Below are 22,675 nucleotides of genomic sequence, written 5' to 3'. Positions count from 1 at the left end.
AAAACCGCCACAAAAAAAGGCCGCGAAAGCGGCCATTAAAATACCTGAGGGGGCTCAGGTGATGCTGGAGAGCAGCATTGGAGGAGGGGGTCAGGCAGCGGCGTGGCGCTGGTCCAGGTGTTGCTGGAGTTGCTCCATATCGTCCTTGGAGAGGCGCAAACCGAGCTTGGTACGGCGCCAGAGAATGTCCTCGGCATTGCGGGCCCATTCGTGATCCACGAGGTACTCCACTTCCGCATCGTAGAGGTTGCCGCCGAAATGCTGGCCCATGTCCTTCATGGATTTGCGATCGCCAATCAGCACCCGGGTGCGGGTACCGTAGGTGCGCACATAGCGGTGAACGAGCCCGGAGGGCAGCCAGGGGTATTCGCTGCCCAGTTCGGCCCGAAGCTGGGGCTGGTCGACAAAATCCCCACCCGGTAGCGGTGCATGCTTGGTCCACTCCGGCCCGGCACTGGGGAAGAACTGGCAGATCCGGTCGGTGGCTGCTTCCGCCAGCTTGCGGTAGGTGGTGATCTTGCCGCCGAACACTGAAATCAGCGGCGCGTTCTTCTTGCCGCCGTCCACTTCAAAGGTGTAGTCCCGTGACGCTTTGCTGGCATCGCCTTCGTCATCCATGAGCGGACGAACACCGGAATAGGACCAGACCACGTCCTTGGGTGTCAGCTTGTTCTTGAAGTGATCGTTGACAATGCCGCAGAGGTATTCGGTTTCCTCCGGGGAGATCCTCGCTTCCCGAGGGTCGCCTTCGTACTCCACATCGGTGGTGCCGATCAGGGAGAAGTCGTCCTCGTAGGGAATCACGAAAATGATCCGGTTATCGGCGTTCTGGAGAATGTAGGCTTCCGGCTCGTCGTGAACCTTGGGCACCACGATGTGGCTGCCTTTCACCATGCGGATCTGCTTGGGGGCGGGGATGCTCATGGTGTCCTTGAACAGCTTGCTGACCCAGGGACCGGTGGCATTGACCATGGCCCGGCACTGGTAGCTGGCCCGCTCACCGGTGGCCACATCCTCCAGGGTGACGTTCCAAAGCTTGCCTTCCCGCTCGGCTTTCACGCAGCGGGTCCGGGTCTTGACCACGGCGCCCTTCTCCTGGGCCGCCTTGGCGGTGAGGACCACCAGCCGGGCGTCATCCACCCAGCCGTCGGAATATTCGAAGCCTTTCGTGATCTCCGGCACCAGCGGGCCGTCCGGTGAGAACCGGATGCTCTTGGAACCTTTCAGCAGTTCCCGCTTGGCCAGATGGTCATAGAGGAACAGGCCCGTACGGATCATCCAGGCCGGGCGCAGATGGGACTGGTGGGGCAGGCGAAACCGCATGGGCCACATGATGTGGGGTGCGTTCTTCAGCAGCGACTCGCGCTCGGCCAGGGCCTGGCGCACCAGCTTGAATTCGTAGTGTTCCAGGTAGCGCAGACCACCGTGAATCAGTTTGCTGCTGTTGGAGGAGGTTGCCGACGCAAGGTCGTTCATCTCGCAAAGAATGGTTTTCAGGCCGCGACCCGCGGCATCCATCGCTATACCTGTGCCGTTGACGCCTCCTCCAACGACAATCAGGTCATAAACTGTCTTATCAGCGGTCATGTCTGGCCGTCTCCTTACCGATAAGGCGCAACCACCTGCAGGGTTTGCGCTGTTATTCGTTATTGTAGCCAACTATCCATGTTCTTCATTATGCGAAAAACTTTCTAATTCGTAAAGGAAAATATAGCCAACAAAACGAACATATTTGAAGAAAAATAGGTTAGACTGTGACCCGGATCCGAGTAACCGCGAAAATGTTTGGCCTTGGCCGCTGGATCAGCAGGGCAGTCGTGTGGGTGGTTTGGCGCCCGCCGCTGCGGTGATGGCGGAAAAGCGGTGATGGCGGATAAACGGAAACCGGAACGGCAGCCGTTCCGGTCAGAGGGAGAGAATCAGGGTGGGGATGACGGTTTCAGACAACGTGCAGTTCGACGTCGTTTTCCCGAAGCATCTGACGAATCTCGGCCGGAGGCTGCTGGTCGGTGAAGAAATGGTCGGCCTGGGTAATGTCACCGAGGCGTACCATGGCGTTGCGTCCGAACTTGGAATGGTCGGCGGCCAGCAGCACCTGCTGGGAATTGGCGATGATGGTCTGGGCCACCCGAACTTCCCGGTAATCGAAATCCAGCAGGGAGCCGTCGCTGTGGATGCCGCTGATGCCGATGACGCCGAAATCCATCTTGAACTGGTTGATGAAGTCCCGGGTGGCTTCCCCGACAATGCCGCCGTCACGGTTACGCACCTCGCCGCCGGCGATGATGATGTTGAAGTCCTCCCGCGCCGCCAGGATCGAGGCCACGTGGAGGTTGTTGGTAACCACCCGCAGATTGTTGTGGTTCAGCAGGGCCCGTGCGATGGTTTCGGTCGTGGTGCCGATGTTGATGAACAGGGACGCGTTGTCGGGGATGATCCGCACCAGGCTTTCGGCAATTTTCTCCTTGGCCTCCAGCTCCATGATCTTGCGAGTCTGGTAGGCGGTGTTGACCGTGCTGGAGTCGATACCGGCGCCGCCATGATGCCGCCTGACACGGCTCTGCTGGGCGAGCTGGTTGAGATCCCGGCGGATGGTCTGGGGTGTGACCTGGAAATGCTCAACCAGCTGCTCGGTGGTTACGAACCCGTTCTTCTGGATCAGGTCCATAATCAAGTCCTGCCGATGTCTTTGTGCCATGGCTAAGCCCCTGTTGTGTCGCTATTGGAATTATTCGGCAAAAAACAGTTAATTACGTGAGCCATGAAATATTTTAACCGGTTTGAAGTCAAGAGCGGGCCGGTAATCGTTGGGATTAATGACGCTTCTTTCATCAAAAGCGAAATTTTTCCTTGGCTTGCTTCATCAAAATAGTAAAAATACGAAAAAATAAGAACAGCAACTGTCAGGAGCGAATCATGACTCAGTACCTACTCGCGATCGATCAGGGCACCACCAGTTCCCGGGCCATCGTCTTCACCCAGGACGGCCAGATCCACGCCGTCAGCCAGCAGGAATTCACCCAACATTACCCCAACAGCGGTTGGGTGGAGCATGATCCGGAAACCATCTGGACCTCCGTGGTGGACAGCTGCCGCAAGGTGTTGGAACAGAGTGGCCTGAAGGCCTCCGATCTGGCGGCTGCCGGCATCACCAACCAGCGCGAGACCACCATCATCTGGGACCGCAAGACCGGCGAGCCCATTCACAACGCCATCGTCTGGCAGGACCGCCGCACCGCCCCCTACTGCCAGTCCATCAAGGACCAGGGTCTGGAACCGCTGATCACCGAGAAGACCGGCCTGCTGGTGGACCCCTATTTCTCGGCCACCAAGATCCGCTGGATCCTGGACCAGGTACCCGGCAGCCAGGAACGGGCCGAGGGGGGTGAGCTGGCGTTCGGCACCGTGGACAGCTTCCTGCTGTGGCGGCTCACCGGCGGTAAGTCCCACTGCACCGACGCCACCAACGCCTCCCGCACCCTGATCTTCAACATTCATACCCAGGAATGGGACAGCGAGCTGCTGGAGCTGTTCAATATTCCCCGGGCATTGCTGCCGGAGGTCAAGGACTCCTCCGACGATTTTGGTGTCATCCGGCCCGAGCTGCTGGGCAGCGAAGTGCCGGTATACGGCGTGGCCGGCGACCAGCAGGCGGCGCTGTTCGGCCAGACCTGCTTCCATCAGGGCATGGCCAAGAGCACCTACGGCACCGGCTGTTTCCTGATGCTCAACACCGGCAGCGAGGCCCTCAGGTCCGAGCACCGTCTGCTCACCACCGTCGCCTACCGGCTCAATGGCAAGCCCACCTATGCCCTTGAGGGCAGTATCTTCATCGCCGGAGCGACCATCCAGTGGCTGCGGGACGGACTCAAGCTGATCAAGATGGCGGACGAGTGCGAGCCGCTGGCGGAGCAGACCTCGCTGGATCACGGGGTCTATCTGCTGCCGGCGTTCACCGGTCTCGGTGCGCCTTACTGGGATCCCAAGGCCCGCGGCGCCATCTTCGGCCTGACCCGGGACACCGGTATCAAGGAAATCGTGACCGCCGGCCTGCAGTCCGTGTGCTACCAGACCAAGGACCTGCAGAAAGCGATGGAACAGGATGGCCTGCGGCCGGTGGCACTGAGGGTGGACGGCGGCATGGTGGCCAACAACTGGGTACTGCAGTTCCTGGCGGACATTCTCGGCGCTACCGTGGACAGGCCCGAAACCATCGAGACCACCGCCCTGGGTGTGGCCTATCTGGCCGGTCTGAAGGCCGGCGTCTACGACTCCCTGGAAACCATCGAGGCGCTCTGGAAGTGCGACCGCCGCTTCACCCCCACCATGACCAAGGAACGCCGTGACGGCTTCTATGAGGGTTGGGTGGCCGCGGTCAACCGTCTGCAGAGCAGCTGATCGCAGCCGCTGAGGTCGGCCGGGGCGAAGTGCCGCGGCCGGCCGCTAGCGCACCCCGATTTCCCGTAACCGCTTGTACACGGTGTTGCGACTGTAGCCGAGATGCCGGGCGGTCCGGGACACATTGCCCTTGTAGTGTTTGTAAACCGTCAGCAGGGTGTCGGTGTCGTCGCCCGCGGTTATGTCCAGATCGGTACCGGCCACCAGTGTGGGACGCTCTGCCAGCACCGGCTGCTGCTCGCTCTGGATGTCCTGCAGGTCCTGGATGAAGTCATCCGGCAGGTGCCACATGGCAATGGTGTCGGAGTCCGCCATGGCCAGGGCCACCTGCAGCACGTTGATGAGCTGGCGGATGTTGCCGGGCCAGCGGTGACGCTCGAACAGATCCAGGATGTCGTCCGGCAGGGACTGATGATGGTGGGGTTCGCGATACCGCTCGTAGAGCCGGCGGCAAAGTTCGCGCCGGTCGGTACGTTCCCGCAGCGGTGGCAGCTCCAGGTTGAGGCCGCTGACCCGGTAGTAGAGGTCGCGCCGGAACTGGCCGGACTCCACTTTGCTCCGCAGCGACTGATTGGTGGCGGACACCAGCCGGATGTCCACCGGATAGGATTCGGAGGAGCCCAGCGGCATCACCTCCCGTTCCTGTAGTACCCGCAGCAGGCGCGCCTGGGCGCTGAGCGGCATTTCCCCGATCTCGTCCAGGAACAGCATGCCCTGATGGGCTTTGCGCACCAGGCCGATGGCACCGCGGCTGCTGGCCCCGGTAAAGGCGCCTTTCTCATAACCGAAAAGCTCCGACTCCACCAGCTCCGCTGGTATGGCGGCGCAGTTGACCGCCACCATGGGCCGCTGGCGCCGCTCGCTGGCCCTATGCAGGGCCTTCACGAAAACCTCCTTGCCGACCCCCGTTTCACCATGGATCAGGATGGGAATATCCCGGTCCACCACCCGGCTGGCCTGCTGTATGCAGCGCTGGATGCGGGGCTCGCCGAACTCCAGATCACTGAAGCGAAACCCGGATTCCGGCCCGGTGTCCGCCTCGGTGTCGCTGGCCACCGCTGCCACCGGCGCGGGCCGGGTAGGGCGCTTCACCTGGCCGTGGAACTGCCGTCCGGCCAGGCTCCGCAGTGGCAGCTGGGTGAGGTCCGTTTGCTGCCGCAGGTCCTGCTGGCCCAGGTCGAACAGCTCGCCCGGGGCCTGCCCCTCCGGATCCAGGTCCAGCATCTGGCGGGCCCGGCGATTGGCGGCCACCACCCGGTTGCTGTCGTTGAACGCCAGGATGCCGGACCACTGACTGTCCAGGTTGTCGGCGTTGGTGTTGAACGTCAGCAGGAAGTGCCCGGCGCCATAGCGGCGGATCAGCAGGCGGTTTTCCACCGACTGGGACATCAGTCTCACCATGCCCAGGGTATGGGCCTGGGGCAGGTAGGCGTCGCTGGAGACGTTGAGCACGCCCACCAGGGTCTGGCGCTCGTCCAGGATGGGCGCGGCGGAGCCGATCATGAAGCGGTTGGACCTCAGGTAGTGCTCGTTACGCTGGACCTGTACCGCGTGGCCACAGGCAATGGCGGTGCCGATGGCGTTGGTGCCGTGGGTCTGCTCCAGCCAGGTGGTACCGCCCTGGAACAGGGGTTTGCGGGCGGACTCCACGAAGCGCTGGTCACCCCAGTTGTTGAGAATGGCGCCGTTATGGTCGGTCAGCAGAATCAGGCATTTGCTGTTGGCCAGGATGTTTTCGTAATAGGGCAGCACCTCCCGCTCCGTGGTCTCCAGCAGCTCCCGGTTCTGCTCCCGCAGCAGCTCCAGCTCCGAGGAGCTGACCGGGTTCAGTACCGGCTGGCTGGAGTGGCTGAGGCCGTAGCCCCGGCACCGGGCCCAGGAAGCGGCAATCACGTCTACGAACTCGTTGTTCTTGTTCAGGCTGTTCACGCCGGGCGTCCTTTTCGTTTCTGTTTCAGTCGGGTTCACTGCCGCCGGAAAATGTTCAAAACGCTGTTCATTAGTATGTTCAAAGTTCGGTCATGTCAATGTTCAGGGTGATCAGGATAATTCGAAAGCGAACATTGCGAGCGCTCACGATATTCAAAATGACAAAAATAATTTTTGGTATTTTATGGACTTGGCGTTTTTTACGGGTTTCTGCCTACAAATTGGTATGTTCATTGCCTTGTCGCATTCGCAATCGAACTTGCTATGACAGCCGGTCCGGGCAACGTCGTCCCGACCGGCGGGCAAAATGTCCAGAATAAAAACAAGGACCAAACCTATGTCGTTAACACTCGAAAACGCCTCCCGTGTGGTCGACGGTGTGCCCCACATCGACGACGCCAACATCACGTTCGAGGCCGGATCGTTCAATGTGTTGCTGGGCAGGACCCTGGCCGGCAAAACCAGCCTGATGCGTTTGATGGCGGGCCTCGACAAGCCCGACACCGGCCGTGTGCTGGTGGACGGACGGGATGTCACCAGCGAATCCGTCCAGCGCCGCAACATTTCGATGATCTATCAGCAGTTCATCAACTACCCCAACCTGACGGTCTGGGAAAACATCGCCTCGCCCCTGCGTCTGGCCAAGATGGCGGATTCGGAGATCAAGCGCCGGGTCCAGGAAACCGCAGCCATGCTGCAGATCGAACCGCTGCTCCAGCGCTATCCGCTGGAGCTGTCCGGCGGTCAGCAGCAGCGCACGGCCATGGCCCGGGCCCTGGTCAAGGACGCCACCCTGGTACTGTTTGACGAGCCCCTGGTGAATCTGGACTACAAGCTCCGGGAAGAGCTGCGCACCGAGTTGCGGGAACTGTTCAAGGAACGCAACTGCATTGCCGTCTACGCCACCACCGAGGCCAATGAGGCGCTCGCACTCGGCGGTGTCACCACCCTGCTGCACGAGGGCCGGATCATCCAGTCCGGGCCGGTCACCTCGGTCTATCGTCAGCCCACCAACGTGACGGCAGCAGAACTGTTCAGCGAACCGCCCATCAACCTGATCCAGGGTCGGGTGACGGAGACCGAGATCACCTTCGATGATTACGTCCATCACCCGCTGACCAAGGAGCTTTCGAAGCTTCGCCCCGGCGACTACCAGTTCGGCATCCGCCCCAGCCACATCAGCCTGGTGCCCCAGAACGATGACGACCTGGAGCTGCCCATGAACGTCGAGCTGGCTGAAATCAGCGGCTCGGAGACCTTCATGCACGTGCACAACGAGCACTTCGATATGGTGCTTCAGCTGATGGGGGTCCACGAATACAAGTCGGACACCCCGATCAAGGTTTACCTGCCCATCAGCAAACTGTTCGTGTTCGGGCCGGACGGCGATCTCGTCCATGCCCCGTACCATTCGTCGAAGGAGTGAGTTGCCATGGCCGAAATACAATTAAAATCACTGGCCCACAGTTACAGCAAGAACCCGACCGGGCCCGATGACTACGCCATCCGCCAGATGAGCCATGTCTGGCACAAAGGTGGTGCCTACGCCCTGCTGGGTCCTTCCGGCTGCGGCAAGAGCACCATGCTGAACATCATCTCGGGACTGCTGCAGCCCTCCGAGGGTGATGTCCTGTTCGACAACGTCCGGGTCAACGAACTGTCTCCGAAGGATCGCAACATCGCCCAGGTGTTCCAGTTCCCGGTGATCTACGACTCCATGACGGTGTATGACAACCTGGCGTTTCCCCTCAAGAATGCCGGCATCGCCAAGCCCAAGATCAAGGCCAAGGTGGAGGAAATCGCCGCCATCCTGGAGCTTGAGCCGGTGCTGCACAAAAAGGCCAAGGGCCTGACCGCGGACGAGAAGCAGAAAGTCTCCATGGGTCGGGGGCTGGTTCGGGACGATGTCTCGGCCATCCTGTTCGACGAGCCCCTGACGGTGATCGACCCGCAACTGAAATGGAAGCTGCGCCGCAAGCTCAAGCAGATCCACGAGCAGTTCAACATCACCATGGTCTATGTCACCCACGACCAGCTGGAAGCGTCCACTTTCGCCGACAAGATCGCGGTGATGTATGGCGGCGCGATCGTCCAGTTCGGCACCCCCCGTGAACTGTTCGAGTCGCCCAATCACACGTTCGTGGGCTTCTTCATCGGCAGTCCCGGCATGAACCTGGTGGAGGTGGCCCGCTGTGACGGTGGCGTGACCTTCGACGACATCACCGTGCCCCTGAGTGACAGTCTGTGCCAGCGCATCGATGGCCTGGGCTCCAGCAACATCAAGCTGGGTATCCGACCGGAGTTTGTCTCGGTGGCCAACCAGGCCTCCGATGACACCTTCGAGTGCGGCGTAAGGGATGTCGAGGACCTGGGAACCTACAAGATCCTGACCCTGACGCTGGGCAGCCGGACCCTGAAGGCCCGGGTGGACGAGGATCACCAGATTGACGGCAACACCGTCCACGTCGCCTTCCCGCGGCAGTGGCTGAAGCTTTATGTCGACGAATACCTGGTAGAGGAGCAGGCAGAATGAACAAGATAGCTGATAACCGTGCCTGGTGGCTGGTCCTGCCGGTCTTCATACTGGTGGCCTTCTCGGCGCTGATTCCGCTGATGACCGTGGTGAACTACTCGGTCCAGGATATCTTTGGACCCGGCAGTGCCTATTTCGTGGGCGATGACTGGTTCCGGGAGATCCTCCACAACGACCGCCTGCAGGAGTCCCTGGGGCGCCAGTTCCTGTTCTCCGGTGCCGTCCTGGCGATCCAGATTCCCCTGGGCATCGGTATCGCCCTGATGATGCCCACCGGTGGGCGGAAGGCGTCATTGTGTCTGATCCTGCTGGCCATTCCGCTGCTGATTCCCTGGAACGTGGTGGGCACCATCTGGCAGATCTTTGGTCGGGGCGACATCGGCCTGTTCGGCTGGGGCCTGAACCAGCTGGGTGTGGACTACAACTATACCCGGAGCACCGTGGATGCCTGGTTCACCGTCCTGCTGATGGATGTCTGGCACTGGACGCCGCTGGTGGCGCTGCTGTGCTACTCCGGTCTGCGGGCCATCCCTGAAGCTTTCTACCAGGCTGCGGAAATCGACCGGGCCTCCAAGTGGGCGGTGTTCCGCTATATCCAGCTGCCGCGTCTGAAGAGCGTACTGGTGATCGCGGTGCTGCTGCGCTTCATGGACAGCTTCATGATCTACACCGAGCCGTTCGTGCTGACCGGTGGCGGCCCTGGAAGCTCAACCACCTTCCTGAGCCAGACCCTGACCACCATGGCAATCGGCCAGTTCGATATCGGCCGGGCGGCTGCCTTCTCCCTGATCTATTTCCTGATTGTGTTGCTGGTGTCCTGGCTGTTCTTTACCGCCATCACGCACCTCGACAAGCAGAAGTGAGGACCCTGACATGACCTACAACAAACGCAAAGGGTTTGGCATTACCTTCTACATCCTGTTCCTGATGCTGCCGATCTACTGGCTGCTGAACATGTCGTTCAAGACCAACCAGGAGATCCTGGGGGGGCTGACCTTTTTCCCCCAGGAGTTCACCTTCGCCAACTACGCCAAGATCTTCAGTGATCCGAGCTGGTACATGGGCTACGTGAACTCCATGACCTATGTCTCCATCAACGTGGTGATCACCCTGGTGGTGGCACTGCCGGCCGCCTACGCCTTCAGCCGCTACAAGTTCGTCGGTGACAAGCACCTGTTCTTCTGGCTGCTGAGTAACCGGATGGCACCGCCGGCGGTCTTCCTGCTGCCGTTTTTCCAGCTGTATTCGTCCATCGGCCTGTTCGATACCCACATCGCGGTGGCCCTGGCGCATTGTCTGTTCAACGTGCCGCTGGCGGTGTGGATCCTGGAAGGCTTCATCTCCGGTGTGCCCAAGGAGTACGACGAGATGGCCTACATCGATGGCTACAGCTTTCCGCGTTTCTTCATCAAGATCTTCATCCCGATGATCCGCTCGGGGATCGGCGTCGCCGCCTTCTTCGCCTTCATGTTCTCGTGGGTGGAGCTGCTGCTGGCCCGGACGCTGACCTCGGTGGACGCCCAGCCCATCGGCGCCATCATGACACGCACGGTGGGGGCCAGCGGCATCGACTGGGGTGTGCTGGCGGCAGCCGGCGTACTGACCATCATTCCGGGCCTGCTGGTGGTCTGGTTCGTTCGCAACCACGTGGCGACCGGTTTCGCCCTCGGCCGTGTATAAAGGAGATTCCGAATGATTGCCTGGATGAACTGGACTGTACCAACGGCGATTTTCTTCGCAACCATCGCCTCGATCCTGCTGGTGATGACGGTGTATGAGGTGGTGTCACCCTGTGTCGAGCGCAAGGGCTTCCTGCCGATTGCCACCACAAGGGGCGACCGGCTGTTTATCGGACTGCTCTCCGCCGCCTACATTCACCTGCTGTTCCTGGGCCTGACCGAGGCCAGTCTCTATATCGCGCTCGGGATTTCAGTGGTGTGGCTGGCGGTTTTGCTGCGTTGGGGCTAAACAGAAAAGGAGGTTCGAAATAAAACGTCAATTAGCGCAAATTTATGGTTGATGTTTGTTCGTAATCGAACTAATGTTGTGAATATGGTCGAAAACGATCACAGCGCGTTTTCGACCTGTCACCTGGCCGGTAGACCTACGGTCAGGCGAGACGGATGGGCGTAAGGTCCCCCAAGGACCCTTCGTCATCCCGAACTCTAACAATACAAACGAGGTTGGGTATGTTTAAAAACAACAAGTATCCGAAAGCGCTACTGCTGAGCACCGCGATCGGTGCCGCGAGTATGGGTCTGAGCCTTCAGGCTTATGCCGACCAGTACTCCGATGCGGCGAAGAAGTGGGTTTCGGAAGAGTTTGATGTGTCGACGCTGAGCCAGGAAGAGCAGCTCAAGGAAATGCAGTGGTTCACTGATGCTGCCGAGTCCATGCGCGGCATGGAAATCAACGTGGTTTCAGAAACCATCGCGACCCATGAATACGAAGCCAACGTCCTCGCCAAGGCCTTCACCGAGATTACCGGGATCAAGGTCAACCACAACCTGATCCAGGAAGGCGACGTCATCGAGAAGCTGCAGACCCAGATGCAGTCCGGCCGCAACATCTACGATGCCTACGTCAATGACTCCGACCTGATCGGTACGCACTTCCGCTATGGCAAGGCGTTCCCGGTGCAGGAACTCATCGACGGTGAAGGCAAGGACTTCACCCTGCCGACCCTGGACCTGGATGACTTTATCGGTCTGGAGTTCGTGACCGCGCCTGACGGTACGCTGTACCAGCTGCCCGACCAGCAGTTTGCCAACCTCTACTGGTTCCGCGCCGACTGGTTCGAGCGTGAGGATCTCAAGAAGCAGTTCCAGGACATCTACGGTTATGAGCTGGGTGTGCCGGTCAACTGGTCCGCGTACGAGGACATCGCCGAATTCTTCACGGTCCATGTGAAGGAGATCGACGGTGAGCGCGTCTATGGCCACATGGACTACGGCAAGAAAGACCCCTCCCTGGGCTGGCGCTTCACCGACGCCTGGTTCTCCATGGCCGGTGCCGGCGACAAGGGCCTGCCCAACGGCCTGCCTGTGGACGAGTGGGGCATTCGCGTTGACGATTGCCGCCCGGTGGGTTCAAGCGTTGCCCGCGGCGGTGCCACCAACGGCCCGGCTGCGGTTTACGCTACCGCTAAGTACGTGGACTGGCTGAACAAGTATGCGCCGCCTGAGGCCAGTGGCATGACCTTCTCCGAAGCCGGCCCGGTGCCCGCCCAGGGCAACATCGCCCAGCAGATCTTCTGGTACACCGCCTTCACTTCCAGCATGACCAAGGAAGGCCTGCCGGTGGTCAACGAAGACGGCACGCCCAAGTGGCGCATGGCACCGTCTCCCCACGGTCCTTACTGGGAAGAGGGCATGAAGCTGGGTTATCAGGACGTGGGCTCCTGGACCTTCATGAAGTCCACTCCCAAAGAGCGTCGTCTGGCCGCGTGGCTGTACGCACAGTTCACCGTGTCCAAGACCGTTTCCCTGAAGAAGACCCTGGTTGGCCTGACGCCGATCCGCAACTCCGACATCAACTCGCAAGCCATGACCGAAGCCGCGCCCAAGCTCGGTGGTCTGGTGGAGTTCTACCGTAGCCCGGCCCGTGTCCAGTGGTCACCCACCGGTACCAACGTGCCAGACTATCCGAAGCTTGCTCAGCTGTGGTGGCAGTACATCGCCCAGGCAGCCAGTGGCGAAGCCACTCCGCAGGAAGCCCTGGACGGTCTGGCGGAAGCCCAGGACAAGGTCATGATGCGTCTCGAGCGCGCCAACGTCATGGATACCTGTGGTCCGAAGCTGAACGAGCCGCGTGAAGCATCCTACTGGCTGGATCAGCCGGGCGCTCCGAAAGCCAAGCTCGCGAACGAGAAGCCGCAAGGCCAGACCGTTGCCTACAAAGAGCTGTTGAAGAAGTGGGAGCAGGCCAACTAAGGCCTGAACCCTGGGGGTCATCGTGGAGCATTGGATAACGGTGACCCCCGCATTGTGTCTTTCCTTTTTACTCCAGAGCCTTGGCCGGCTGCCCATCCCCCGCGGCAGAACGATGGATCAACTGTCTCCTGTGAAGTCGTACCGGCCCTTTTTGGCTTGGGGCAAAGAGATCTGAAGTAAAAGCAGTTGCAGTAGTGGATCCACCAACAATAACAATGCGTCCGTCAAGGATGAATGGGACACAGTCTTCGCTAACGAGGTAGGACTATGTCACGGCTCTCCATAATTCACCGTCTGTATCTTGGCTTTGGTTTTCTCTGCGTCATCATCGTCATCTGGGGACTGCTCAATGTCTGGATGATGGACGGAATCCAGACCCGCATTACCGGCATCTCCGACGATGCTTTCCCCATCCAGCAGCAGGCCGCCGAGATCGCGGTCATCAGCCAGCGCCTCAGTCGTGAGGTCCTCTCGCTCTCCGAACTGTCCGACCCCGAGGCCATCGAGGCCCGTTACCAGCAGATCCAGGCCGACATCAATACCCTCGACGGCAGGCTCGATACCCTGGCCCGGGAGTTGGCGTCGGTGGAGGGCGGCGAGGCGCTGCAATCCCGTATGCAGGCCCTGCGGGCCCGGTTCGATGAACTGGCCCAGCTGGCGGAGCGCTCCCGGGCACTGCGCAGTTCCAGCCTGGCGGTTTCGGAGCAGGTGCTCAACGGCCTGTCCGAGTTCCTGCTGCAGGCGGCGGAGATGAAACAGGAGATCATCCGGGAGGCCCAGGGCAAGGCCGCCAGTGACATCTACCTGTCCAACCTGGTGGTGACCCTGATCAACCGCTTCTCCAGTGTCGAGCTGCTGCTGATGAACCTGGTGAACACCCAGGATCCGGCCACGCTCACCGAGCAGGTGGAGCAGATCCGTTACAACAGCCAGAACTTCAATGAAGACATCGCCGACCTTGCCTTCGAGATTCCCGAATTGGAAGGGCTGGTGGCCCAGAAAGACGCCTTCCTGCTGAACATCAATAGCGAGGAGGGCGTGGTGAGTCGCTATTACCAGTACCGCCAGAGCCTGGCGGAGATCGAGCAGGTGCGGGCCCAGGTGTCTGCACTGGCGGATACCATCGATCAAAGCGTCACCGGCATCATGTCCTTCAGCGAGGATTTCATCCTGGCCTCCGGCACCATGCTGAAGGACGCCGCCGCCCGTTCCAGTTCACTGGTGCTGGTGTTGCTGCCGGTCGTGGTGGTGATTGGGGTGGTGGTGTCGCTGGTGCTTGGCCGGACCATCAGCCGGCCGTTACGGGCGACGGTTGACCATGTGGTGGCCATGGCGGGCGGTGACTACAGCCGCTCGCTGGATGCCAGGGCCAGCGGTGAGTTTGCGGTCCTGACCGAATCCGTCAATCGGCTGGTGAGTGCCATGCAGAACGTACTGAAGGACCTGCGGCTGTCAGCGGACGAGCTGGCCACGGTGTCCGGCAGCAACGAGCAGGTGTCGGCGGATGTTCGGGAGCGCATGAACCATCAGAACCAGGAGCTGGCGTCCATCGCCACCGCCATGGTGGAAATGGAGACCGCCATCCATGAAGTCTCCGGCAACACCACCCACAGTCTTGAGCTGACCGCCTCCATCGAAAGCGATGTGGCCCAGAGCCAGGCGCTGATGCAGCAGAATCTCGCCAAGGTGGCCAAGCTGGACAGCCAGGTGGAGAAAACTTCCGACATCGTCGACCAGCTCGCCACCTCCAGCAAGGACATCGGCACCATCATCCTCACCATCGAGGATATCGCCGGGCGCACCAACCTGCTGGCCCTCAACGCCGCCATCGAGGCGGCCCGGGCCGGCGAGACCGGCCGCGGCTTTGCGGTGGTAGCGGACGAGGTGCGGGAGCTGGCCAGCCGGACCACCCAGAGCACCGATACCATCCGTTCCCTGATAGAGCGGCTGCAGACCGATTCCGAACAGGCGGTGTCGGAAATGGACATGAGCCGTACCCAGCTCAAGGAGTCCCGAACCCTGATCGAGCAGGCCTCCTCCGAAATCGACAGCGTCGCCGAGGCCATGCTGGATATACGCAACACCGCGGACCAGATCAGCGCCGCCATGCAGGAACAGGAAACCGTGGCCGCCAGCGTGACCCGCAACGTCAACGATATCAGTGGCGCCGCGCAGGAGAATTTCGGCCAGATCGAGGCCGTGGCCGCCAACGGCAAGCGGTTGAATGCCCTGATGGACCGTATCGAGGGTCTGATGAAGGGATTCCGGGTCTGAGAACGCGCCCGGCTCCGGACAGTGACACACCCGATGACAACAGGAGAGGCAGTGAGTTTCCCATCCATTGAAGGCGGCGCCACGGAACGGCAGGAACCGGTGGCGCCGTTCAACGTGGCGGCCCTGCCGCGCATCGTCTTTGGCAACGGCACCTTCGAACAGCTGGTACCCCAGATGCTGGATCACGGTCGGGAGTTCCTGATCGTGACCGGCGGCCACTCGTTTCTGGACAGTAGCTACTGGCCGCGGCTGAAAGCGGAACTGGAGAGCGCCGGGGCCGGCTACGGGGTCGCCCGCATCAGCGGGGAGCCCAGTCCGGGGCAGGTGGACACCATCGTGCGGCGCTATGCCCGGGAGGGCATTGACTGCGTGGTGGGTATCGGCGGCGGCAGCGCTCTGGATGCGGGCAAGGCCATTGCCGGCCTGCTGCCCAACCGGCGACCGGTGCGGGACTTTCTCGAAGGCGTGGGCCGGCCCCATGACTACCGTGGCCCGGCGCTGCCGTTCCTGGCGGTGCCCACCACCGCAGGCACCGGCAGCGAGCTGACCCGCAACGCGGTGATTACCGAGACCGGGCCCGACGGTTTCAAGAAGTCGTTTCGCAATGATCTGCTGTTGCCGAAGCTGGCCCTGGTGGACCCGGACATGCTGGTGACCTGTCCGCCCCGGGTGATGCTGGGCAATGCCCTGGACGCGGTCACACAGCTGCTGGAGTCGCTGGTGTCCACTCGGGCCAGCGTCTTTACCGATGCCCTGGCCCGTGACGGCCTCAGGGCCTTTGCACAGGGGTTCAGGCCCAACCGCGACCATCCGGTGAGGGATCACAGCCAGCTTGCCTACGCCGCCATGATCTCCGGGCTCTGCCTGACGCAGGCCGGCCTGGGCTCGGTGCATGGCTTCGCCTCACCCCTCGGGGCTTTCTTCGGCATTGCCCACGGCATGGCCTGCGGCACCATGCTGGCGGCCTGTACTGAAACGAACATCCGTTTGCTGCAGGGCCGGGGCGAGAACCACCCGGCCCTGGCCAAGTATGCCGAGGCTTACGGCATCCTCACCGGCCAGGACCCCCGGGCGGCGGCATCGGACCCCATGGCGCTTGCCGGGCTGTTCCAGCAGTGGACCGACCAGTGTGAGTTGCCCAGGCTGTCGGAACTGGGAGTGCGGGCCGGCGACCTGACAAGGCTGGTGGCCGCCAGTGGTGGCAACAGTATGAAAACCAATCCTGTGGTGCTGACCGACAGGGAGCTGGAAAGCATTCTGCGGCAGCGGCTCTGACCTCAGCGGCCGGATGCCGGCGGCAGCGGGTGTTTCTTATCAATGTTCGAAAAAGCAAAAAACGATCGGCCAAGGTAAATTTTTGCCCCATAAATGTTCGTTTAGGGTTGTATAGGTTCGATGTCGAATATTATAGTAATAAGGGTTTTCCGTAGTTAACAACGACGATGTCGACCGGCACCGAGGTTAAAAAAACAAGATGAATGCGATCAGACAGGTAGTGGCAAGAGAGATTCTGGACTCCCGGGGCAACCCCACCGTGGAGGCCGAGGTGGTGCTGAGCGACGGCACTGTAGCAACCAGTTGCGCCCCATCCGGCGCCTCCACCGGCTCGCGGGAAGCACTGGAGCTGCGGGACGGCGACGCCCGACGCTACCTGGGCAAGGGCGTGTTGAGAGCGGTGGCGGCCATCAACCAGCGTATCGGCCCGGCGCTGATCGGCAAGGACCCCGTGGGTCAGCGCAACATCGACCAGTTGATGATCTCCCTGGATGGTTCCGAGAACAAAACCGAGCTGGGTGCCAACGCCATCCTGGCGGTCTCCCTGGCCAACGCCAGGGCCGCAGCGAAGTCGCAGCAGTTGCCTCTGTACGCCCACCTGGCCGCACTGTTCGGCCGCCCCTGCCGCTACACCATGCCGGTGCCCATGATGAACATCCTCAATGGCGGCGAGCACGCCGACAACAACATCGACATCCAGGAATTCATGATCCAGCCGGTGGGCGCCCCCAGCTTCGCGGAGGCATTGCGGGTCGGCGCCGAGATCTTCCATGCCCTCAAGAAAGTGCTTAGCGCCCGTGGCCTGTCCACCGCCGTGGGGGACGAGGGCGGTTTTGCGCCCAACCTGGACTCCAACGAGCAGGCCCTGGAGGTCATCAACGAGGCAGTCACCAATGCCGGCTACCGCATGGGCTCGGACGTCACCCTGGCGCTGGACTGTGCCGCCAGCGAATTCTACCGGGACGGCGGCTACCACCTGAAAGGCGAGGGCAAACGCTACAGCTCCGAGGAGTTCGTGGCCTACCTGTCCGGACTGATCCAGCGCTATCCCATCGTGTCCATCGAGGACGGCCTCGACGAGAGCGACTGGGATGGCTGGGCCCACCTGACGCGGGAGCTGGGCCACAAGGTGCAGTTGGTGGGGGATGACCTGTTCGTTACCAACACCAGGATCCTGTCCCGGGGCATCGAGCGCGGCATCGGCAATTCGATTCTCATCAAGTTCAACCAGATCGGCACCCTCAGTGAAACCTTCGATGCCATCAGCATGGCCCAGGGTGCCGGCTATACCGCCGTGATCTCCCATCGCTCCGGCGAGACCGAGGACACCACCATTGCCGATCTGGCGGTCGCCACCGGTGCCGGCCAGATCAAGACCGGCTCCCTCTGCCGGTCAGACCGGGTAGCCAAGTACAACCGGCTGCTGCGGATCGAGGAAAAACTCGAGGGCGGTGCGGCCTACCCCGGTATTGCCGCGATCAACTGTCAGCACGGCGCCAAGCCATAAACTGGGAAGGTACAACAATGATTCAGCCCCTGGTGATTGCTAACTGGAAAATGAACGGCAGTTACGCTGCCAACTATTCCCTGCTGACCTACCTGTTGCCGGACATTGCGGTCAACCGGCGCACGCGGGTGGCCCTGTGCCCGCCGTTTCCCTATCTGGCCCAGGTTGGCCAGCGCCTGATCGGGTCGCCGGTCTGGCTGGGTGCTCAGAACGTCAACCAGCACGCCTCTGGCGCCCAGACCGGTGAGGTCAGTGTTCTGATGCTGCGGGAACTGGGCTGCGAATATGTGCTGGTGGGCCATTCCGAGCGCCGCGCCATGGGCGAGGACGATGCCACCGCGGCCGCCAAGTTTGCCGCCATCGAGGCTGCGGGGCTGGTGCCGGTGCTGTGTGTCGGCGAGACCCTTGAGGAGCGCGAGGCCGGCCAGACCGAGGCGGTGGTGGCCCGCCAGATCGAAGCGGTGATCGACGCCGTCGGGGTGGCGCGCTTTGTGGATGCGGTGGTGGCTTACGAGCCGGTCTGGGCCATCGGCACCGGCAAGACCGCCTCGCCGGAGCAGGCCCAGGAGGTGCATGCCCATATCCGCGGGCTGGTGGCGCTGCACGATCCCCACATCGCCCGGGAGCTGCCCTTGCTCTATGGCGGCAGCGTCAAACCGGACAACGCCGCCAGCCTGTTCCAGCAGCCGGATGTGAACGGCGGCCTGGTGGGCGGCGCATCCCTGGATGCCAGCGCGTTCGTGGCGATCTGTGACGCACTGGAGCAGAGTCACCGGGACGCGGCCTGTCAGCCGGTCTGATCCCATCCGGACCGAACGCCAAGCAAGGCTAACCAACCAAGGCAGTGGAATCATCATGACCGACAAGAGCACCAAGATCCTGATTATCCTGGACGGGTGGGGAACCCGTGAGGACAGCGAGCACAACGCCATTGCGGCCGCCAGCAAGCCGGTGTGGGACAGTCTCTGGGCTCGTTTCCCCCACAGCCAGATTGCCACCTCCGGTGGCGCCGTTGGCCTGCCGGACGGTCAAATGGGCAATTCCGAGGTGGGCCACATGAACCTGGGGGCCGGCCGCACGGTGTTCCAGAACTTCACCCGTATCAACAACGCCATTGCCGACGGCAGCTTCCAGAAAAACGCAGTGCTGTCGGAGCTGCTGGCGGGCATTCGGGAGCGCAAGGCCACCCTGCATGTGCTGGGGCTGATGTCACCCGGCGGTGTCCACAGCCATGCCAGCCACATCGAAGCCATGTGCCGCATGGCCGCCGCCCAGGGCGTCGAGCATATCTGTGTGCACGCTTTCCTGGACGGCCGGGATACGCCACCGCGCTGCGCCGATGAGACCCTGCGGGAGTTCGGCGCGGGCCTGGCCAGCAAGTCCGGCGCCCGCGTGGTATCCCTGGTGGGTCGCTACTTCGCCATGGACCGTGACAACCGCTGGGACCGGCTGGAGCAGGCCTACCGTCTGGTGGTGGAAGGCGCCGGCCAGTTCCGGGCCAAGACCCCGATGGACGGTCTGGCGGCAGCCTATGAGCGCGACGAGGACGATGAGTTCGTCAAGGCCACGGTGATCGCCGCGGAGGGTGACGCCCCGGCGACTCTCAAGCCGGAGGACGGCGTGGTGTTCATGAACTTCCGTCCCGACCGCGCCCGCCAGCTCACCCGTGCCCTGGTGGAGCCGGAGTTCGAGCATTTCCAGCGGCCGTTTGTGCTCCCCACGGAACGTCTTGTGACCCTGACCGAATACGCCGCCGATATTCCCTGTCCGGTGGCTTTCCCGCCGGAGGATCTGAACAACAGTCTCGGGGAGGTGATAGCCGGGCAGGGCTGGCGCCAGCTGAGGATCGCCGAAACCGAGAAGTATGCCCACGTCACCTTCTTCTTCAACGGCGGTCAGGAAACTCCCTTTGCGAATGAAGAGCGTATTCTGGTGCCATCGCCGGACGTGGCGTCCTACGATCTGCAGCCGGAGATGAGTGCGCCGGAGATGACCGAGAAGCTGGTGGAGGCGATTCGCAGCCAGCGCTTTGACCTGATTGTCTGCAACTACGCCAATGGCGACATGGTGGGTCATACCGGCAATTTCGACGCCTCGGTCCAGGCGGTGGAGGCGGTGGATCAGTGCCTGGGTCAGGTGGCGGATGCGGTGCTGGAGACCGGCGCCGAATGCCTGATCACCGCCGACCACGGCAACGTGGAGAAGATGTACGATGCCGAAAGTGGCCAGGTCCACACCGCCCATACACTGGGCACCGTGCCGCTGCTCTACGTCAGCGACAAGGCCGCCGACTTCACTCTGGCCAATGGCAGCCTCAGGGACATCGCGCCCACGCTGCTGGCGCTCTATCCCCTGGAGCAGCCCACCGAGATGTCCGGCCACAGCCTGCTTCGTCCCAACCAGGCCTGATCCGGTCGGGCCGGGGCTGTCCCGGCCCGGTCCCTGGCGGCTCCTTCCTAACCCATGCCCTCCCGTCCCTCAGGGGGCGGCGCCTCCGTGCGGCCATTCGGTCTTCGACTTAAGTCGAAATGACGTTGCCGGGCAGGGGCCGCAAGCTGTCGGTTTATTACCAAGCTAACAAAGGTCGGCGGTCGGGAAGGGCAGAGACTCGTGCCCGGCGCCGGACCGGATGCACGGAATCAAACATGATTGCACAGATCCTGGCCACCATGCTGCCGGTATTCCTGATCGCCGGCACCGGTGCCCTGTACGGCCGTTTCCGCACCCCCGACATCCAGGGCCTGAACGTGCTCAACATGGAGCTGTTCGTGCCCATGCTGGTGTTCGCCGTATTGGCGGACCAGAAAGCCCCGCTTCAGGATTACGCCTCCCTGGCGCTGGCGGCCACCGTAGTGGTGCTCGGCTCCGGCTTGCTGTTGTGGCCGTTGGCAAAGCTGCTGAAACTGGATATCAAGACCTTCCTGCCCCCGATGATGTTCAACAACAGCGGCAACATGGGTATTCCGCTGCTGGTGCTGGCGTTCGGGGACGCCGCGCTGCCTGCCGCCATCGTACTGTTCATCGTCGAGATGCTGCTGCATTTCTCGGTGGGCCTGTACATGCTCAGCCCCAGCACGCCGATCTGGCGTCTGCTGCGGCTGCCCATCGTACTGGCCAGTATTGCCGGCCTGGCAGTGAATCTGGCGGGTGTGCCGCTGCCCCAGTGGCTGCTGGAGACCCTCAACATGCTGGGCCAGGTGTGCATTCCGTTGATGCTGTTCGCGCTGGGGGTCCGCATGCTGGATGTGGACTTCAGCGACTGGAAGCTGGGTCTGCTGGGGGCCATCGCCTGCCCCGCCAGCGGCCTGTTGCTGGCCTGGCCCATGGTGCACCTGCTGCACCTGCCGGATTTGCAGTGGCCGGCGCTCTGGGTGTTTGCGGCGCTGCCGCCGGCGGTACTCAACTACATAGTGGCGGAACAGTACCGCCAGGAACCCCACAAAGTGGCTTCCCTGGTGCTGATCGGTAACCTGGGCAGCCTGGCGGTGATCCCGGTGGTGCTGGGCTATGTATTCGCTGCCGGGTATGGCTGACGCCCGCGCTGTGGTTAAATAGCGGGCGCATGAACCGGACAAGAGAGCGCCCCGTTGACAGCCAGTGACGACAAACGCCTGAACAAGTGGATCAGCGACTCAGGGCTGTGTTCCCGGCGCGAGGCCGACAAGCTCATTGCCGACAACCGGGTTACCGTGAACGGCCAGCCGGCGGAGCTGGGCACCAGGGTGGGGCCGGGTGACGAGGTGCGGGTAGACGGCCGTGTCATCCAGGCCACTGCCAGCAACAAGTCTGACCGGATCTACATCGCCTACCACAAGCCGGTGGGTATCACCTGCACCACCGAGCGCCACGTCCGCGGCAACATTGTGGATGCCATCGGCCACAGCGAGCGGATCTTTCCTATTGGCCGTCTCGACAAGCCCTCCGAGGGCCTGATCTTCCTGACCAGTGACGGCGACATCGTCAACAAGATCCTGCGGGCTGAAAACGCCCACGACAAGGAATACCTGGTGACCGTGGACCGGCCGGTGACCCGGGAGTTCGCCGACCGCATGGCCGCCGGTGTGCCCATTCTGGACACGGTCACCAAACCCTGTCAGGTCACCCTGACCGGCCGCAATCAGTTCCGCATCGTTTTGACTCAGGGCCTGAACCGGCAGATACGCCGGATGTGCGAGGCGCTGGGCTACGAGGTTACCCGCCTGATCCGCACCCGCATCATGATGGTGGGCCTGGGCAATCTCAAACCCGGCCAGTGGCGCAATCTGACCGAACAGGAAATGGCCGCAATCCAGGCCGCCGTGGCCGGCTCCCGCAAGACCTCCAGCAAGGCGGACACCCGTGCCGGCAGCGCTGCCGGTAAGGCCGGCCCGACGCCGGGACACAAGCCCGGAGCCCGTTCCGGAGTAACCGCCAGGCCAGGCGCAAAGCGCGCCGGCAAGCCCCGTCCCCGTTCCTCCGGACCTGCCCGTCGCGGCTGATCACCCGCCGGCGACCGCCCACCGGCCGCCTTGAACCAGTTCTCAAAACAAGCGCTTAGGCGTGCTTTCGCGCCGTCGGATTTGAGGCACAGTTATCTTTCGGCCTTTGTCTTATCCGGTATCTTACCGTAACAAGATGTAACGCTGGTTCACCGGGGCCGTTACCAGATCCACACCTTTATTTGCGATGCGCTCCAGGGAAAGCCAGTGCGGGCCGGTGGCAGGAACTGCCCGGCCGGGACCTCCCGGCGGCGGTTTCGACGAATGATAAAAAAGGAAGTCCCCCCATTATGTTGCTGGTGTTGGCAGGATCCATGTTGACCTTCGCAATGGTGCAGGAAGCGACCGT

At 61.9% G+C, this 22,675-nt stretch carries 17 protein-coding genes; 14 read left to right on the top strand and 3 right to left on the bottom strand.

Features of this window, described 5'->3' with window-relative positions; genetic code table 11:
- Positions 1 to 90: 90 nt before the first annotated feature.
- Entirely contained in the window at positions 91 to 1,587 is a 1,497-nt protein-coding gene (gene glpD, locus R3280_RS08330) for a glycerol-3-phosphate dehydrogenase (protein WP_318998134.1), read from the bottom strand.
- A 352-nt stretch (positions 1,588 to 1,939) separates the two neighbouring features.
- On the bottom strand, positions 1,940 to 2,698 hold the full coding sequence (locus R3280_RS08325; RefSeq protein ID WP_318998133.1) for a DeoR/GlpR family transcriptional regulator: 759 nt from the start codon (positions 2,696 to 2,698) through the stop codon (positions 1,940 to 1,942).
- 218 nt (positions 2,699 to 2,916) lie between these two features.
- Between R3280_RS08325 and glpK the strand changes: the two genes are divergently transcribed.
- Complete coding sequence (gene glpK / locus R3280_RS08320; protein ID WP_318998132.1) at positions 2,917 to 4,398, top strand: glycerol kinase GlpK; 1,482 nt, start codon at positions 2,917 to 2,919, stop codon at positions 4,396 to 4,398.
- Between the two features lie 45 nt (positions 4,399 to 4,443).
- Here glpK and R3280_RS08315 read toward each other — a convergent pair whose 3' ends face one another.
- Positions 4,444 to 6,327: a sigma-54-dependent Fis family transcriptional regulator gene (locus R3280_RS08315; protein ID WP_318998131.1), complete on the bottom strand. Its 1,884-nt coding sequence runs from the start codon at positions 6,325 to 6,327 to the stop codon at positions 4,444 to 4,446.
- A 337-nt stretch (positions 6,328 to 6,664) separates the two neighbouring features.
- On the opposite strand from R3280_RS08315, the gene R3280_RS08310 reads away from it, so the two are divergent.
- From R3280_RS08310 to rluF, 13 genes are all read left to right on the top strand, one after another.
- Positions 6,665 to 7,753 carry an ABC transporter ATP-binding protein gene (locus R3280_RS08310; RefSeq protein ID WP_318998130.1) on the top strand — a complete coding sequence of 363 codons (1,089 nt, stop codon included), beginning with the start codon at positions 6,665 to 6,667 and terminating at the stop codon, positions 7,751 to 7,753.
- A gap of 6 nt (positions 7,754 to 7,759) precedes the next feature.
- Positions 7,760 to 8,860 carry an ABC transporter ATP-binding protein gene (locus R3280_RS08305; protein WP_318998129.1) on the top strand — a complete coding sequence of 367 codons (1,101 nt, stop codon included), beginning with the start codon at positions 7,760 to 7,762 and terminating at the stop codon, positions 8,858 to 8,860.
- Entirely contained in the window at positions 8,857 to 9,723 is an 867-nt protein-coding gene (locus tag R3280_RS08300) for a sugar ABC transporter permease (RefSeq protein WP_318998128.1), read from the top strand. Before R3280_RS08305 ends, R3280_RS08300 begins: the two co-directional genes overlap by 4 nt.
- Positions 9,724 to 9,733: 10 nt before the next feature.
- Positions 9,734 to 10,540 (top strand): carbohydrate ABC transporter permease, encoded by an 807-nt coding sequence (locus tag R3280_RS08295; protein ID WP_318998127.1) that lies wholly within the window; start codon positions 9,734 to 9,736, stop codon positions 10,538 to 10,540.
- Positions 10,541 to 10,552: 12 nt separating this feature from the next.
- Positions 10,553 to 10,828, top strand: a complete 276-nt coding sequence (locus tag R3280_RS08290) for a DUF2160 domain-containing protein (protein WP_318998126.1) — start codon at positions 10,553 to 10,555, stop codon at positions 10,826 to 10,828.
- Between the two features lie 221 nt (positions 10,829 to 11,049).
- Entirely contained in the window at positions 11,050 to 12,792 is a 1,743-nt protein-coding gene (locus R3280_RS08285) for an ABC transporter substrate-binding protein (RefSeq protein ID WP_318998125.1), read from the top strand.
- 267 nt (positions 12,793 to 13,059) lie between these two features.
- Entirely contained in the window at positions 13,060 to 15,066 is a 2,007-nt protein-coding gene (locus R3280_RS08280; protein WP_318998124.1) for a methyl-accepting chemotaxis protein, read from the top strand.
- A 51-nt stretch (positions 15,067 to 15,117) separates the two neighbouring features.
- The gene (locus tag R3280_RS08275) at positions 15,118 to 16,341 is read left to right on the top strand and encodes an iron-containing alcohol dehydrogenase (RefSeq protein ID WP_318998123.1); all 1,224 of its coding nucleotides are present in this window, start codon (positions 15,118 to 15,120) and stop codon (positions 16,339 to 16,341) included.
- Between the two features lie 199 nt (positions 16,342 to 16,540).
- Positions 16,541 to 17,848 carry a phosphopyruvate hydratase gene (gene eno, locus R3280_RS08270; protein WP_318998122.1) on the top strand — a complete coding sequence of 436 codons (1,308 nt, stop codon included), beginning with the start codon at positions 16,541 to 16,543 and terminating at the stop codon, positions 17,846 to 17,848.
- A 17-nt stretch (positions 17,849 to 17,865) separates the two neighbouring features.
- Entirely contained in the window at positions 17,866 to 18,648 is a 783-nt protein-coding gene (tpiA, locus tag R3280_RS08265) for a triose-phosphate isomerase (RefSeq protein ID WP_318998121.1), read from the top strand.
- A 55-nt stretch (positions 18,649 to 18,703) separates the two neighbouring features.
- Positions 18,704 to 20,257: a 2,3-bisphosphoglycerate-independent phosphoglycerate mutase gene (gene gpmI, locus R3280_RS08260; RefSeq protein ID WP_318998120.1), complete on the top strand. Its 1,554-nt coding sequence runs from the start codon at positions 18,704 to 18,706 to the stop codon at positions 20,255 to 20,257.
- A 236-nt stretch (positions 20,258 to 20,493) separates the two neighbouring features.
- On the top strand, positions 20,494 to 21,381 hold the full coding sequence (locus tag R3280_RS08255; RefSeq protein WP_318998119.1) for an AEC family transporter: 888 nt from the start codon (positions 20,494 to 20,496) through the stop codon (positions 21,379 to 21,381).
- Between the two features lie 54 nt (positions 21,382 to 21,435).
- Positions 21,436 to 22,326 (top strand): 23S rRNA pseudouridine(2604) synthase RluF, encoded by an 891-nt coding sequence (gene rluF / locus R3280_RS08250; protein ID WP_318998118.1) that lies wholly within the window; start codon positions 21,436 to 21,438, stop codon positions 22,324 to 22,326.
- Positions 22,327 to 22,675 lie beyond the last annotated feature (349 nt).

Source organism: Marinobacter sp. (assembly GCF_033722195.1).
Taxonomy (GTDB): domain Bacteria; phylum Pseudomonadota; class Gammaproteobacteria; order Pseudomonadales; family Oleiphilaceae; genus Marinobacter.
This window is presented reverse-complemented; position numbering and strand designations above follow the sequence as displayed.